Genomic DNA, 14322 nt, shown 5'->3' on the forward strand with positions numbered 1-14322 from the left:
AAATACCACATTTCTTGGAATATCTAAAGCTACTGGCACGCAAACACATGATTTCAATAAATATAAATAGAAATAAATAATTCCATACAGTAAATTATCGGTGATTATTGATGAATGATGGTGATTTCATAGAACTGAGCTTTGAAATGAGAGCAGGGCAGGACAAAAAATTAATCTCAACTAGCAAGGAAGATCTGGCAAAAAAGGAAGATATATTCGATGACAAAAAGAAGTATAAAAATGCTGTTATTGTTATAGGAACTGAGGGACTATTCAAGGAAATTAATGACTCATTTAAACAGGCGGAAATCGGCAAGGAGTATGAGGTTACTGTACCGGCCAAGGACGCATACGGAATGAGGGACAATAAAAATATCAAAGTAGTTCCCATGAGAGAATTCCAGAGGAATAAAATAAATCCTGAAATTGGAAAGGAGGTAAATATCAACAATAAAGTCGGAAAAATTATATCAGTAACTCCTGGAAGGGTTCTTATAGACTATAACCACGAACTGGCAGGAAAAGACCTCTATTATAAATACCAGGTTGTAAAGGTTATCGATGATGTGAAGGAGAAGGTAAATGCCATAATAGATATGGATTATACAGATTCCGAGGAGTTCACCGTTGATATTAACAACGATCTAATCAGTATACAGATTCCGGAAAATGCCAAATTTGATGTTAACTGGATAGATTCAAAGTTCAAGATAGCCAACGATATCAGAAAATACATACCCGACAAGGATGTGGAAATTAAAGAACTGTACAAGAGAGAAGAAAAGAAGGAAGAGGCTGCTGAGGAACCAAAACCTGAGCAGACAAATGAAGAAAGCACTGACAAACCAAAAGACAACGTAAAAGAAAGTCAGTAAATGTTGGAACTTGATAAGTTTATTTCCGTGGTGCTTGTAGAGCCTAAATACCAGGGCAATATAGGTGCAGTGGCCAGGTCAATGGCCAACAGCGGGATAAGTGATCTAAGGATTGTAAAAACCCACGTTGAAACCGAGGCACTATACAGATCCATGCATGGCAGGTATATCCTGGAAAATGCAAAAATTTTTGATACTTTAAGCGAGGCAGTAAAAGATTTTGATATTATTGCAGGCACATCAGATATATCAAAGTCCGGGGAAAAGTTTAGGAGGGTGCCAACAGGGCCGGAGGAATTCTGGACCCATAATGGGCTTACCGGGCAGAAGGTAGCACTGGTATTTGGAAGGGAAGACAATGGGTTAAACTATGAAGAATTGGGGCTCTGCAACTTCTTCATAAAAATCATAGGCAGCCCCGAATATCCAGTATACAATCTTTCACACGCAGTTGCAATAATTCTCTACGAAATGATAAAATACAACTATTCTGGAAATGCAACTATAACACACGATATAATTGGCAGGGAAAAAATGGATGTCCTGATGGGGAGAATGGGGGAGTTGCTTTCCAGAATTGATTACACCGGGGCAGAAAGTGAAATACTCATGAACATGCTTGGGAGAATAGTTGCAAGATCTAATATTACAGAATCAGAATTCTTTAAAATTATGGGCATACTGAGGCAGACCATTAACAGGCTCAAATAAAAAATCGGCAAACTTTATGATTATATATAGCATATAGTCATGATAAAGATGATTTCTGTCCACAGAAGAGTAGACGAAATACCGGTCAGCCCATTTCTGCTGAAAATTACATTTCTTTCTTCCATGGGAATTTTTATGGATGGCTATGTCCTCTCAATATACTCAATCGCGATACTTTATATGAGGGATTATTTTCATCTCTTTTCAGGTACTCCGTTTTATGTATATTACATAGCCCTGATGGGGTCATCTCTTTTTATAGGGATGTTTTTCGGGAGTATAATCCTGGGTAATCTTTCAGATAAATATGGGAGGAAAAAAATATATGAATATGATTTAATAATAACCATGGTATTTCTGATACTCACCGCTATTTCCACAAATATTTTGGAATTTATCATCTTCGAGGTCCTGGCTGGCGTTGGGATTGGTGCTGACTATCCTATAAGTTCCTCAATCCAGGCAGAATTTTCACCAAAAAACAAAAGGGGCAAATTCCTCGTATTCAATATATTTTCATGGACAATAGGCGGTGTAGTCCTACTGCTTGTCGCCATACCAGTAATATTGTATCTTCCTGTAACATTTAACTGGAGAGTACTTTACCTGACAGGTGCAGTAATTCCCTTTTTTGTCATACTATCCAGGAGGAACCTTCCGGAGAGTCCTTTCTGGCTTACAGGAAAGGGCAGGGATTCTGAGGCGCTGGAATCGTCAAACTATCTGGGCAAATCTGCTGGTGTGGAGGTAAATGAACTGCCATCGGTGGAAAAAGGCAATTCCAGGGTAAGAGATTTATTTTCAAAAAAGTATCTTTACTATACCATATTCGTTTCAGTGGCCTGGTTTTCCTATGATGTTTCCAGTTACGGTGTATGGGAATACACTCCTTCTGCATTCGCCTACAGCAACTCAAACATAATTATGGTTGTGCTGGCAACGCTCCTTGAGGAACTTCCAGTATTCATAGGATTTCTTATCTGTATGTACTACGTTGAGAAGACTGGAAGAAAAAGTCTTGAACTCATAGGTTTCGGAGGGGCTGCACTATCCCTGGCCATATTTGCCATGGTTTCAAATTTCATCGCACTGGGAATTCTTCTCACATTCTTTTCATTTGCCACCATGCATCTTTTCCACAACATGGGCCCAACAAACCTTACATATGATTATCCTGTTGAGATTTTTCCAACCAGAATTAGGGGGACTGCCATGGGATTTGCCACATCTGTATCCAGAATAGGCGCCATAGTGGGAACCATAGCATTTCCACTGATTCTTTTCACGTTGCCATTTACTTATGTTCTGATATTCTTAGTAGTGTTTGAAATAATCGGGTTTTCTATAACATATAAACTGGCACCCGAGCCAAGGAACAGGGCGCTGACATAGAAAAGTCAGGAACTAATTGGAAATATGTCCTGGTTAATATATCAATTCCTGACCAATATAATTTGTTAATGAAAATATATATTTAAAATAATATATACAATTGCAACTGCCAGAACTTAGACAGCTGTTGCAATCCATTTTTTATGTTAATGGCTGGGAATCGTTTAGGCTTTACCGACTATTTATTATCCATATAGCCTTCACAGGTCTTTTATAAATAGATTTATTAATTAATTATCAATACACTAATATGTCGGTCAAAGTAGAGAGAAAGACAAGCGTCTATCTAATAGACGTTATAAATAGCCTGCTTGAAAGATCGAGGGAAAACCAGAGCGTATTCTGGCGCGATATCGCCTCTCGATTGAATTCTTCAAGAAACCATTATGCAAACGTGAACCTGGGGAAACTTGACAGGTTTGTTTCTGAAGGAGAAACAGTGGTAATAGCGGGTAATTTATTATCATCAGGGATTCTGCATAAAAAAATAAGGATAGCTGCACTAAAAGCCAGTGAAAAAGCTAAACTTAAGCTTGCAGAATCAGGCAGCGAGTTTATAGAGTTAACGGAACTTGCAAAGGAAAATCCCAGGGGAACCGATTTAAAAATTATAAAGTGATGAAAATGATATATATAGACGGGGATAATCATATTTATGGAAGGCTTTCAGCATATGTTGCCAAACAGCTTCTCTCCGGGGAAGAGGTTGTTATCGTAAATGCGTCGAAAATTGCCATTACCGGAAGCAGAAAATTCATCCTTGACAAATTCAACCATAGACGAAACATAGGCAGTGTTAGAAAAGGTCCATACTATCCAAGAACTCCTGATCAGATAATGAGGAGATCTATAGGAGAAATGCTGCCAATAAAGAAAACAAAGGGTCTGGAGGCACTTAAAAGATGCAAGGTATACAGTGGGATACCTGGATCTTTGAAGGATGTGGAATTTATCAAGATCGATAAGGCTATGAATATAAATGCAACAGGTTTCATAACATTAGGAGATATTTCGAAAATACTGGGTGAGAACCAATGAGCGATGAGATACTTACAATAGGGAAGAGAAAAACTGCCATTGCAAGGGCAGTAACCCGCAAGGGCACTGGCAGGGTCCTGATTAATGGCAGGCCGGTGGAACTGTATCCAATAGACCTTCTGAGGAATAAACTCATGGAGCCTCTGAAGATACTTGGAGACCGGGCAAATGAAATAGACATTGAAATAAAGGTCGAGGGTGGCGGCAATACAGGTCAGACCGATGCTGCCAGAACCGCCATGGCTAAGGGGATAGTGAAATACTTCTCTGACGACCATGAACTGGAAAACACCATAAGGACATATGACAGGACCATGCTGGTAAATGATATAAGAAGAAAAATGCCGAAGAAACCTATGGGTTCAGGAGCACGTGCCAAGAGGCAGAAATCCTACAGGTGATATCATGATAATACCGGTAAGATGTTTCAGCTGTGGAAAGGTGGTAGGATCCGATTACGTTAGATTCGTAGAGGAATCAAAGAAGATCAGGAAAGATACCGGGCACGATCCAACAGGCGAGGAAAAATCTAAAATTCTGGATAACCTCGGTGTTGAGAGATACTGCTGCAGGAGAATGATCCTTTCAAACGCGGACCTTCTTGGGGAAGTAATCTCATACTCATAAACTCTAAAAAATATATTTATTGAGCATGGATAAATTTTATTAAACCATGCATATTGAAAATTTTATATCCTATCTTGGTATTCATAAAAAAAAGGGACCGTGGGGTAGCTTGGTATCCTACCAGCTTGGGGTGTTGGTGACTCCGATTCAAATTCGGACGGTCCCATTTATTTGGAATTCCTTGGACTTGGTTTCTATTGCTATAAACATATGCCATAAATAACGATATTCCAGATTTTATAAGATTGCTTACTATTCCCGAATGAATTATTGAAGCAATGGATGGATGACCTCCTCCCATCGCCAACACGAAGGGCTTCCCGCTTAAGAGTTAAATATTGTTAATAAGACTGATAGCATAAAAAAAGCAATAATTTCTAACTTCGCGGCATCTTTTTTGTTTTACAGTAAATTGATCTCCAAAGATAAATAAAAAAATACATTATAAAAATTTATTGGGCTATGGTTTCCACCTGCTCCCTTGAGCTTCTTGGCCCAAATGCCCATATATCAACGACAACTATGGCTATGAATACCCATATTATACCGAAGCTTGCAAGAACTCCATGTGGCAGGAATATGTCAACTATAAGCAGTGTAAGTATTGCAGTGGATACCCTGCTTACTGCATAAACTGTTCCTGCTGCTGTGGGTCTTATTCTGGTAGGGAATATTTCAGCCTGGTATGCATGGAAGAAGTTCGAGAAGTTCCACAGTATGAACGTTGTTATAAACCCAAATATTACTATTAGATATACATTGTTCACAACAGCGAATGCCGTTCCAAATATTCCTGCAAGTACTGCTGTGCCTATTATCCCCCATTTTCTTTCTACCTTGTCTATTATGAACAGATTGAAAACTGAACCGAAGAAGAAGCCAGCATATATCAAAAACGTGAATTCCAGTGTTTTTGGAAGATCAAATCCCTTTTCAATAAGGAATAAAGGTGATAGGGCGGTGAATCCGTAGAATATCCCTGACTGGAAGAACTGGAATATAAGCATCATTATTGTCCTCTTTCTGACATCAGGCTTGAATATATCCTCGTATTTGCTTTTGTTTTCCTCTATTGGTGTATTATGCTCTAGGGGAGGCAGCTCTTTCAGGTTCTTTGCCTTCATGGTCCTCTGCTCCCAGTCGGTAGTTATTGTATCTGCCTTTTTATAATCTCCGTGCACTTCAAGCCATCTGGGCGATTCCTTTAACCTTGTCCTGACAGCCCATATGCCGAATCCGACTACTGCCATGAACCAGAAAAGTATTCTCCAGGAATAATACACGGGAGCGACCTTCTGCATTGCAAAGGTCAGGACTGCTATTACAAATCCTGCGGTTACAGCTATAGTATAAACCCAGGCCAGCCTGTTCCCCCTAACCTTTCCTGGCATCATTTCTGTGGTGAATGAATCCACCAGTGGGAATTCCCCTCCCACACCTATACCTCCTATGAATACAAATATAGCTATCAGAATAGGAATAGACATAAAACCTGCAATCAGCATTCCCACTGAGAATACTAATAAATTATACAGGAACACAAATTTCCTGCCACGCCTATCTGCTAGCCATCCGAAAAAAGCACTTCCAAAAAATTCACCCAGAAAGAAAGCTGTTGTTATTATTGTGGCACCGAGGCTGTCTGATATCCCAAGCACGGATACAACAAGTGCTAGTATGGCACCATTGCCCAGAAGCATCAGTGTCTCAGCCCACTCGCCGCCTGCAACCATGAGGAGGAAATCCCTCTGCACCGAACTGAATGGAAGGCGTTCTAACCTATCCGAAACACTACCCTTATAAGGTTTATTTTGCATAAAAATGCATCATATATGTATATATAAAGTAGTATTATAATATGTTAGAGTTTTTCATTATATAACCATTTCTTTCCTAAACGCCATTATCTGATCTTCGGTGTAACCTGCTTCCAATAAAACCGATTCTGTATCCCTTCCCAGATCAGGAGCCACATGCCTTCTGGATCCGGCAAATGGCATTCCAGGAATTTTATAATCCTTATCAAGATATGCCGTGTCCATGAGATATCTCCCTGCATGAGTATCATGAAGCAGATCCCACGGGCGGTTCAGAACCCCGTAACTGATATTATAGGTATTAAGCCTTGCCTTTATGGTATTATAATCTAAAGAAATCAATACTTTTTGAATTTCAGGAATAAGTGTGTCCCTATGTGTATACCTAGCCGTATTGGTTTCCATGTCCGGGTTGTCAATGAAATTTTTCATTTCAAAAGCCTGACAGAAATCTTTCCACTGGGCATCAGTTGCAACCGCAATGAAAATTTTTTTATTGTCCGCTGATAAAAAGTAATCATAGACACCCCAGGCAAAATTTTTTTCATTGATCGGTGGCAAATCTTTATTTTCGATCTGGTATGTGGCAATATGCTGACCTGCAAGGAACATTGCGGTCTCAAATAGCCCTATTTCTATAAAGCCAGATTTGTTTTCAGAGATAAACTGAAGTATTCTGGAAACCCCTATGATGGCAGCAGCCATGTCAACAACGGAAGCTCCCATTCTCATAGGTTTTCCATTCATGCCGGTCATATACGCAAGCCCAGACTCTATCTCTATTGGGTAATCCAGGGATTTTCTCCCGTGGTACGGTCCCTGCATGTATCCTTTTAACGATAAATAAATTATATCTGGATTGATTTTTTTGCACTCATCAAAGGAAAACCCAAGCCTATCCATGGTACCGGGGGCCATATTTTCAATAATTATATGGGAAGTTCTTATGAGTTTTCTCAGAATATCCTTTCCTTGTTCTTTTCCTATATCCAGTGATACGCTCTTCTTGTCCCTGTTGTAGTACAGAAAGGTGCCGGAACTTGTACCATTTAGGTTCCTGGATACGTCCCCGGTTCCCGGTTTCTCTATCTTGATTATTTCATAACCCATATCTGCCAGTACAAGTCCTGCAGTGGGCCCTGCAACTATCTGCCCTATCTCTAATACCCGTTTCATGCAATTTCACCTGCAATTTTGATTATATCATTTACGGTAAGCACCTCGCCCCTACGGGCAGATTCATCCTTAACCAGAGACACAATGCGATCCAGATTTCTAACATCATAATTAATTCCATTTTTATTCAGTATTTCCATAATCATTTTTTTTCCTGTGTAAACATTAACTGAATAATTTTTTTCCTCAAAAACAGAACTATAGGCAACATGAGTTCCTGCTGTCTGTATTACAGAATTATTTCCATACAGTGGCATATTGTCAGAAAAGAATTTTGAGCCTATTTTTTTCATTATTAAACCGTACATATAATTGTATGCAATTTTCAACCTATCCAGATTTATCCCCTTCTCAATGCCGTTTCTGACAAGATAGTCTGAAATGGTCATGCTATCAGCTATTCCATTCCTCTCACCTGTCCCGAAGATCGTGGTATCAACATAATCAGAACCTGCTGTGATAGCAGATACAGTATTGGCAACAGCCATCCCATGATCATTGTGGCAGTGTGCTTCAATTTTTATTTTTGTTCCGTTTTTGACAGATTTGATGACGCTCCATATTTTGCCGGGGTCCAGCATTCCTCTTGTATCAGGCAACTGGATAACATCAACTCCAGCATCTTCCATTTTTTTACAGAATTTTACAATTTCATTCACATTAAACATATCAATGTCCACGAATCCAATTTCAACCGATCTCCCCTTTGAGCACGCATATTTTATATTATCTACAATGGGATCCATGTTATCAATCTTGAAGGGCAGATGCAGGGATATGCTTGCACCAGTTTCATAGATAATATCTATATCCTGCTTCAATGTCCTCCCCAGTGCGAAAGTCTCTGTAAAATAGCCTTTATTTACTATACTGCGTGTAACATCAAATTCAGACCTGTGTGCCGGAGGATAGGAAACAAGTGCCCTTTTTATGCCTGATTCTGAAATCAATCGCGCCAGCTCAATTTTTTCTGAAGTTGAAAATGAAAACCCCGGTGTTTGCATACCTTCCCGCAAAGTATCATCTGTAATCATAAAATACAATTATTAAGCCATATATAATGGCATAATATAATATGTTAAATTTTTCAGCAAATGCACATAGATTCGGCAATAGATATAGTGGTATTACATTAAATTTATATATATGCAAATGCTAGCTTACCATGTATTTCCTGACCCTGCATGTAGACGGCGATTGCAGCCTTTCCAAATCTACAGACAACAACCAGTCAAAAATAATAATATCAAACATTTATAATATATACAATGACCAGAATTCCCTGATAGCATATTCTATAGGGAGCACCATAATGGATAACCATAGCATGGATTTCAGGGAAATACACTTTCTCAAAGGTAAGCACGTCAATATGTTTACAGGCACAAAAACAGGGCACAGTATAATGAAGTCCATATTTGAAACAGGTGGGGTTCCCATGTATCCATTTATTGCCATGAATGGCGGTGAGAGCTATTTTATCATTCATACGAACCGTGAATCTATGATGAATAATATACATAGCATAGAAAAATATAACCGGTTAAAATTTTATGATTATATTAAAATTGATTCAGGCGATGGGATAATGGACATATCAAGGCGGCTGAACAGAGAAATTAACTTTTTTGACCTGACTGAAACTGAAAAAAAAGTTATACATGAAGCCCTGAATGCCGGTTATCTTGACTGGCCCAGATCAATTAGCCTGGATGAACTGGCAGAGAAGTTCGCTATCTCAAAGCCAACAGTTTTATTCCATATAAGGAATGCAGAAAGGAAAATTTTATCATGCTTCATTTCAAAATAAACGTTATCCCTTTTTACGGCCGAATCTTCCATGCATATAACCTCTTAGCCCGTAAAAATTTCTAACCATATAAACCGGTGAAAATAATTCTTTTGCCGTTAGGTGATGCTTGAAATCTATTTTATTGCTGTACTTCTCCTTAAGCTGCCAGCGGCCATATCCGTTCCAGTATGCCTGCTTTCTGAAATCCCTGAAGGTTTCCCTGGTTTTGGTGTACACTATGCAATTTTTGCATACAGCATGCCTTGCGCCCTGGCTGATAGCCCTTATATTCAGGTCTATGTCCTCGGCAGTAACAAAATGGCTATCAAATCCCCCTATTTTATTGAATAAATCCCTGGAATACATTAGATTTGATGATGGCATGGTAACATCAAATCCTTTATAAAATAGCTTAAATCTTTCCATGGAGTAGTTCATATTCCCGGTGTTTCTTGTAATGCCTGCCACGACATCATAATATCCAGTGTATGCCCTCAGGTTCCTGATCCAGTTTTCCCCGGCAATAGCATCTCCATCAATAAACGCTACGTAATTGTATTTTGATTTTGAAACGCCGTAATTCCTTCCTGCTCCCCTTGTTGTCCTTTCCCGGTAATATTTGATAAAATCATATTTCGCCGAATATTCATTCATAATATCCTGAGTTTTATCAAAGCTCATAGAGTCAACTACTATGACCTCGAAGGGTTGCTCCTGTGGTATCAGGGATACCATTAAATCCCTAATATTTTTCTCCTCGTTGAGAACGGTGACAACTATTGAAATGCCTTCCATTTAACTTTTACCAGTCCATTCTCTGGGTTTCCCTTTCCTTTTTTGTATTCTTTTTATACTCCTTGTAATGGGCCTTGCATAAATGTACCTTGGTTTTTTCCTCTTTCAGTGAGAATACCTTCCCGGCCAGGTCTGCCGGGACCGTTTGAAAACTTTTTTCATTGCATCCAGTAACATCGCATATTTTTTCCATATAATGACAATATAATATGTGTTTATAATTTTTTACCTTTTGAAATATATGCACAGATACCATGGCTATTCAACATTCTGGCAAAAGAAGGTGAAATATATATTACATCATTTTTGTGCAGATAGTAATCCCCCTCTGGCTGTGCTATTGGGGGCTGGTCCTTTAAAATTCGCACAGGAATTAGATCTTCTGTGGCCTCATTATTCTCAATCTCTGGCTCAGGTATTTTTCTGGTAGGTTCCTCTATTTCCTCCTGCAAAGTTTCCTCCTCTTTTTGCTCTTCTACATGCCTGGTTGCACCGATGAAATCGTTGTAATAATTTTTCATCTGTTCATTTAGTTCCCTCATTATCCCTTTTTCTTCAGGGCTCATATTGTACAGGAATTCCTCTATATCATCGTATACAGAATACTTTGCAATTTTTTCGAATCTGACCTGGAAAAATGCCTTGAAATTTTTTCTAGCATCGTCCAGAAGTTTTGTTATTTCCATATATTCTGTTATGTCTGTGGATACTACCATTTCTTTTTCTGCATTCAGCTCAACAAATAATGAATATATATTTTTATAGAAATTCGGCTCTATTTTATTCAGCTTTCTGGATTTTCTCTCAGAAAACAGCATGGATTTTATATCCTCCAGGAGCTTGTCATATTTGCTAACATCAATCATTATGATTGCGAATATCATAGCCATTTAAATAGTTATCAGTGTGTGCTGTATCTGGCTGTGAACGTTTAAAATACTGTGTTTCTTCATGCAATAGCCACATTCACAGGTTAAAAAATTCCTTTCTGTAAAATCTGTATGGTATTTCCTCAAATATCCTGTGGAATACCTCAATATAATTTTCACATGAATTTTTAATCATTTCGCACCTCTTGGGGACAGAATATACTGGTATAACCTTTCCCGGCTTTTCTTTCTGGTCAGTATAATCAGTTTCAAGCAGAAAATCCTTTCCGGATTCAAGTGCAGCCCGTACATTATTCCTGGATGCAACCAGTGATTTGAGGATATGCCCGGGATACTCAAGGTCCACGGAATTTGCATGGTGTTTCATAACCCTGTCAGTGCGGTAATGCCTTTTAATTATGTTTTCAATTTTTGCATAGCCATCTGAAGACATATCCTCTGTATGAAGTATCAATGGTATGTCGTAATCATTGCAAACATCCAGTGCATATTCAAGAATTTTGCCAGAATCACCATACACATCCCCGTCCACGGGGAAATGTGGAAATCCAATTTCTCCCATGGCATCCGCCATGCCATCCCTGATCAACTCCGCCGCCATATCAATCCCAGCCTTCATAGAAGCCACAGGGTCATCTCCTGAGGAACGGAAGAAAAAATAATCCAGTGGATAAGGCCCAAGTGTAATAACTGTATTAATCCCGGCATGTGAAACCCTGCCGGCCACAGTAATGGTTTCTTTATAAATTTCCTCATAATGCCTTTTCGGTGGATATATGTATTCCGGGAAATTGACTATGTTCATGGATGTGCCACCATATCTTTTGAAATCTTCCACGGCATCAAGGAAATACCCATTTCTTCTCAAATGGAGGAAGTTATCAAATACCGTTCTGAATATGGCCATATATGATAATAAAGTGGATATTATATTTATTATGCTTTTGATTAATTAACGGCTCTATATTTAATGTTTTTTTCTTTAAACCTTTAAGGGAAAATTTTATAATGAAATGTACATATGCATTTAAAGAAAAGATTATAATCTTATGTTATAATTAAGGAAGAGGTGAATAAATGCAACAGGGTCAAATGGCTTATGATAGAGCAATAACAGTATTTTCCCCAGATGGGAGATTATTTCAGGTTGAGTATGCAAGAGAAGCAGTCAAGAAAGGGTCTACAGCCCTAGGTATAAAATTCAAGGATGGCGTATTGCTTTTATCAGAAAAGAAAGTGAGAAGCAGACTTGTTGAAAAAAATTCAATGGAAAAAATACAGCTTGTTGATGATAACGTTGCAACTGTAACATCTGGCCTCGTAGCCGATGCAAGAGTGCTTATAGATTTTGCGAGAGTTGGTGCACAGCAGGAAAAGGTAACTTATGGCTCACTCACAAATATTGAAAATCTGGTAAAGAAGGTTGCAGACCAGATGCAGCAGTACACACAGTTTGGCGGTGTAAGGCCTTACGGTGTTTCAATTATATTCGCAGGAACGGACACAATAGGGCCGAGACTCTTTGACTGTGATCCGGCAGGCACAATAAACGAATACAAGTCCGTTGCCATTGGTGCAGGAAAGGATGCAGTAACCGATTATATAGAAAAGGAATACAGGGATGACATGTCCCTTGAAGATGCAGTTAAGCTTGGCATCGCAGCACTTAAATCAGCAGTGGCAGATTCTGAATCTATGAAGGAGCCTGAAATCGCTTCCATAAAAGTGGGCGAGACATTCCATATATACACAATTGAGGAAGTCCAGAAATATCTAAGTTGAATATTATTTTAATTTATAATTCTATTTTTCAGATTTAAGGTAATTTCATATTTTAAAATAAATAGTTTTATACTTCATTATCATAACATATAGGTTTAAATGATTTCTGTCATTCTTGGTTTGCAGTTTGGTGATGAGGGAAAGGGAAAAATTACAGATTTTATAAGCAGGGACTATGACGATGTGGTCCGTTTTAACGGTGGCAGCAATGCTGGCCATACTGTTGTGATAAATGGTGAGAAATTCAAATTTCATCTGGTGCCATCTGGTGCAATGCAGAGCAAAATGGTCATACTGGGAAATGGCATGGTCATTGATCCTGAAGAACTTGTATCTGAGATAGAACTGCTAAAAAAATCGAAAAAAGATATAGAAATTAAGATAAGTGCAGGGGCACACATAGTGACAAAAATGCATAAGTGCCTTGATAAAAGAGAGGAAGCAGTAAGGTCCAAACTCAATATAGGCACAACCTCACAGGGCATTGGTCCAACATATGAGGATAAGTATGCCAGGACAGGGATAAGGCTTATCGACCTTTCAAATAAGGAAATAATATCAAATAAAATTGAAACCATATTCAATATGAAAAGGGAGCTTTTGAAGGGTAGTGTATACGAAAACCCGGAAGAAAGGAAAAAAATGGTGGAGGACCTCTATTCCTATGGCAGTTTAATTCTCAAATACATGGATTACACAGAAAACACAATATACAACCATTACAGATGCGGCAAAAATATCCTTTTCGAGGGTGCACAGGGTGGAATGCTGGATATCGATTTCGGCATATATCCATTTGTCACATCATCCAACACACTGGCAGGCGCACTGTCCACAGGATCCGGATTTTCTTTTAGAAAGGTAGATCGCGTAATAGGTGTATTCAAGGCATATACATCCAAGGTAGGATCAGGCCCATTTCCATCGGAAATACTCAACGACAGCACCCTGAGAGACCTTGGGAGCGAGTATGGAACGACAACAGGTAGGCCAAGAAGGGTTGGATGGCTGGACCTGCCACTCCTGAAGTACACCACAATGGTGAACGATGTTGATTCTCTTGCAATAACAAAGGTTGACGTTCTTGGACAGCTGAAAACCATAAAGGTTGCAACAAGGTATACTATTGATGGGAATGAAATAGATTATTTCCCTAGGCGCCTTGAAGATTTCGAAAAGCTCAGGGTCGAGTACAGGGAATTCCCTGGATGGGGTACTATAAAAAATCAGGACGCAATACTTTCAGGCGGATATGAGGAACTGCCCGAAAATATGAGAAAATTCCTGGAATTCATAGAGGAAGAAACAGGGAAAAGCATTGATATTGTATCTCTGGGAGAAGACCGTAAAATGACCATTACAAAACAAATATTTAATTAATATAATGCAATTATGGCATACAGTTTGAAGGGCATGTTTTTGCTGCT

Annotated in this window: 17 protein-coding genes and 1 tRNA gene; 11 read left to right on the forward strand and 7 right to left on the reverse strand. The window is 38.8% G+C overall.

Going from position 1 to position 14322, the window contains the following annotated elements; translation table 11 throughout:
- Positions 1-110: 110 nt before the first annotated feature.
- From RE471_RS02435 to RE471_RS02470, 8 genes are all read left to right on the forward strand, one after another.
- The gene (locus tag RE471_RS02435) at positions 111-875 is read left to right on the forward strand and encodes a peptidylprolyl isomerase (RefSeq protein WP_309215190.1); all 765 of its coding nucleotides are present in this window, start codon (positions 111-113) and stop codon (positions 873-875) included.
- Positions 876-1586, forward strand: a complete 711-nt coding sequence (locus tag RE471_RS02440; protein ID WP_309215191.1) for an RNA methyltransferase — start codon at positions 876-878, stop codon at positions 1584-1586.
- Between the two features lie 48 nt (positions 1587-1634).
- A complete protein-coding gene (locus tag RE471_RS02445) occupies positions 1635-2978 on the forward strand; it encodes an MFS transporter (RefSeq protein ID WP_309215192.1) in 1344 nt (447 codons plus the stop codon).
- A gap of 250 nt (positions 2979-3228) precedes the next feature.
- Complete coding sequence (locus RE471_RS02450; protein WP_309215193.1) at positions 3229-3597, forward strand: 50S ribosomal protein L18e; 369 nt, start codon at positions 3229-3231, stop codon at positions 3595-3597.
- A gap of 5 nt (positions 3598-3602) precedes the next feature.
- The gene (locus RE471_RS02455; protein ID WP_309215194.1) at positions 3603-4016 is read left to right on the forward strand and encodes a 50S ribosomal protein L13; all 414 of its coding nucleotides are present in this window, start codon (positions 3603-3605) and stop codon (positions 4014-4016) included.
- A complete protein-coding gene (locus RE471_RS02460; protein ID WP_309215195.1) occupies positions 4013-4417 on the forward strand; it encodes a 30S ribosomal protein S9 in 405 nt (134 codons plus the stop codon). The genes RE471_RS02455 and RE471_RS02460 overlap by 4 nt, the downstream gene beginning before the upstream one ends.
- Before the next feature lie 4 nt (positions 4418-4421).
- A complete protein-coding gene (locus RE471_RS02465; RefSeq protein WP_309215197.1) occupies positions 4422-4643 on the forward strand; it encodes a DNA-directed RNA polymerase subunit N in 222 nt (73 codons plus the stop codon).
- A gap of 93 nt (positions 4644-4736) precedes the next feature.
- A tRNA-Pro gene (locus RE471_RS02470) sits at positions 4737-4809 on the forward strand.
- Positions 4810-5095: 286 nt separating this feature from the next.
- Here RE471_RS02470 and RE471_RS02475 read toward each other — a convergent pair.
- Genes RE471_RS02475 through RE471_RS02485 form a run of 3 tightly spaced genes read right to left on the reverse strand, consistent with a single transcriptional unit; the run spans position 5096 to position 8670 of the window.
- Positions 5096-6460, reverse strand: coding sequence for an MFS transporter (locus RE471_RS02475; RefSeq protein ID WP_309215198.1), 1365 nt, complete (start codon positions 6458-6460; stop codon positions 5096-5098).
- Between the two features lie 57 nt (positions 6461-6517).
- Complete coding sequence (locus tag RE471_RS02480; RefSeq protein WP_309215199.1) at positions 6518-7636, reverse strand: CaiB/BaiF CoA-transferase family protein; 1119 nt, start codon at positions 7634-7636, stop codon at positions 6518-6520.
- A complete protein-coding gene (locus tag RE471_RS02485; RefSeq protein ID WP_309215200.1) occupies positions 7633-8670 on the reverse strand; it encodes a hypothetical protein in 1038 nt (345 codons plus the stop codon). Before RE471_RS02485 ends, RE471_RS02480 begins: the two co-directional genes overlap by 4 nt.
- A gap of 131 nt (positions 8671-8801) precedes the next feature.
- On the opposite strand from RE471_RS02485, the gene RE471_RS02490 reads away from it, so the two are divergent.
- Positions 8802-9446 carry a helix-turn-helix domain-containing protein gene (locus tag RE471_RS02490; RefSeq protein WP_309215201.1) on the forward strand — a complete coding sequence of 215 codons (645 nt, stop codon included), beginning with the start codon at positions 8802-8804 and terminating at the stop codon, positions 9444-9446.
- A 3-nt stretch (positions 9447-9449) separates the two neighbouring features.
- On the opposite strand, the gene RE471_RS02495 is transcribed toward RE471_RS02490, so the two are convergent.
- From RE471_RS02495 to RE471_RS02510, 4 genes are all read right to left on the reverse strand, one after another.
- Entirely contained in the window at positions 9450-10223 is a 774-nt protein-coding gene (locus RE471_RS02495; protein ID WP_309215202.1) for a glycosyltransferase, read from the reverse strand.
- A gap of 7 nt (positions 10224-10230) precedes the next feature.
- Positions 10231-10416 carry a hypothetical protein gene (locus RE471_RS02500; protein ID WP_298278692.1) on the reverse strand — a complete coding sequence of 62 codons (186 nt, stop codon included), beginning with the start codon at positions 10414-10416 and terminating at the stop codon, positions 10231-10233.
- 22 nt (positions 10417-10438) lie between these two features.
- Positions 10439-11089 carry a hypothetical protein gene (locus RE471_RS02505; RefSeq protein WP_309215203.1) on the reverse strand — a complete coding sequence of 217 codons (651 nt, stop codon included), beginning with the start codon at positions 11087-11089 and terminating at the stop codon, positions 10439-10441.
- A 100-nt stretch (positions 11090-11189) separates the two neighbouring features.
- Positions 11190-12020, reverse strand: coding sequence for a TatD family hydrolase (locus RE471_RS02510; protein WP_309215204.1), 831 nt, complete (start codon positions 12018-12020; stop codon positions 11190-11192).
- Positions 12021-12190: 170 nt separating this feature from the next.
- Here RE471_RS02510 and psmA point away from each other — a divergent pair, with 170 nt between their 5' ends.
- Positions 12191-12895, forward strand: coding sequence for an archaeal proteasome endopeptidase complex subunit alpha (gene psmA / locus RE471_RS02515; RefSeq protein ID WP_309215205.1), 705 nt, complete (start codon positions 12191-12193; stop codon positions 12893-12895).
- A 99-nt stretch (positions 12896-12994) separates the two neighbouring features.
- Entirely contained in the window at positions 12995-14275 is a 1281-nt protein-coding gene (locus RE471_RS02520; protein ID WP_309215206.1) for an adenylosuccinate synthase, read from the forward strand.
- Positions 14276-14322 lie beyond the last annotated feature (47 nt).

The organism is Ferroplasma sp. (genome assembly GCF_031200575.1).
Lineage (GTDB): Archaea > Thermoplasmatota > Thermoplasmata > Thermoplasmatales > Thermoplasmataceae > Ferroplasma.

Excerpts from the sequence above, each read along its gene's own strand:
- RE471_RS02500 (WP_298278692.1), bottom strand. The coding sequence starts at position 10,416 with ATGGAAAAAATATGCGATGTTACTGGATGCAATGAAAAAAGTTTTCAA.
- RE471_RS02465 (WP_309215197.1), top strand. The coding sequence starts at position 4,422 with ATGATAATACCGGTAAGATGTTTCAGCTGTGGAAAGGTGGTAGGATCC.
- RE471_RS02455 (WP_309215194.1), top strand. The coding sequence starts at position 3,603 with ATGATATATATAGACGGGGATAATCATATTTATGGAAGGCTTTCAGCA.
- RE471_RS02485 (WP_309215200.1), bottom strand. The coding sequence starts at position 8,670 with ATGATTACAGATGATACTTTGCGGGAAGGTATGCAAACACCGGGGTTT.
- RE471_RS02440 (WP_309215191.1), top strand. The coding sequence starts at position 876 with ATGTTGGAACTTGATAAGTTTATTTCCGTGGTGCTTGTAGAGCCTAAA.
- RE471_RS02490 (WP_309215201.1), top strand. The coding sequence starts at position 8,802 with ATGTATTTCCTGACCCTGCATGTAGACGGCGATTGCAGCCTTTCCAAA.
- RE471_RS02495 (WP_309215202.1), bottom strand. The coding sequence starts at position 10,223 with ATGGAAGGCATTTCAATAGTTGTCACCGTTCTCAACGAGGAGAAAAAT.
- RE471_RS02445 (WP_309215192.1), top strand. The coding sequence starts at position 1,635 with ATGATTTCTGTCCACAGAAGAGTAGACGAAATACCGGTCAGCCCATTT.
- RE471_RS02435 (WP_309215190.1), top strand. The coding sequence starts at position 111 with ATGAATGATGGTGATTTCATAGAACTGAGCTTTGAAATGAGAGCAGGG.
- RE471_RS02480 (WP_309215199.1), bottom strand. The coding sequence starts at position 7,636 with ATGAAACGGGTATTAGAGATAGGGCAGATAGTTGCAGGGCCCACTGCA.
- RE471_RS02450 (WP_309215193.1), top strand. The coding sequence starts at position 3,229 with ATGTCGGTCAAAGTAGAGAGAAAGACAAGCGTCTATCTAATAGACGTT.
- RE471_RS02475 (WP_309215198.1), bottom strand. The coding sequence starts at position 6,460 with ATGCAAAATAAACCTTATAAGGGTAGTGTTTCGGATAGGTTAGAACGC.
- RE471_RS02505 (WP_309215203.1), bottom strand. The coding sequence starts at position 11,089 with ATGATTGATGTTAGCAAATATGACAAGCTCCTGGAGGATATAAAATCC.
- psmA (WP_309215205.1), top strand. The coding sequence starts at position 12,191 with ATGCAACAGGGTCAAATGGCTTATGATAGAGCAATAACAGTATTTTCC.
- RE471_RS02520 (WP_309215206.1), top strand. The coding sequence starts at position 12,995 with ATGATTTCTGTCATTCTTGGTTTGCAGTTTGGTGATGAGGGAAAGGGA.
- RE471_RS02510 (WP_309215204.1), bottom strand. The coding sequence starts at position 12,020 with ATGGCCATATTCAGAACGGTATTTGATAACTTCCTCCATTTGAGAAGA.
- RE471_RS02460 (WP_309215195.1), top strand. The coding sequence starts at position 4,013 with ATGAGCGATGAGATACTTACAATAGGGAAGAGAAAAACTGCCATTGCA.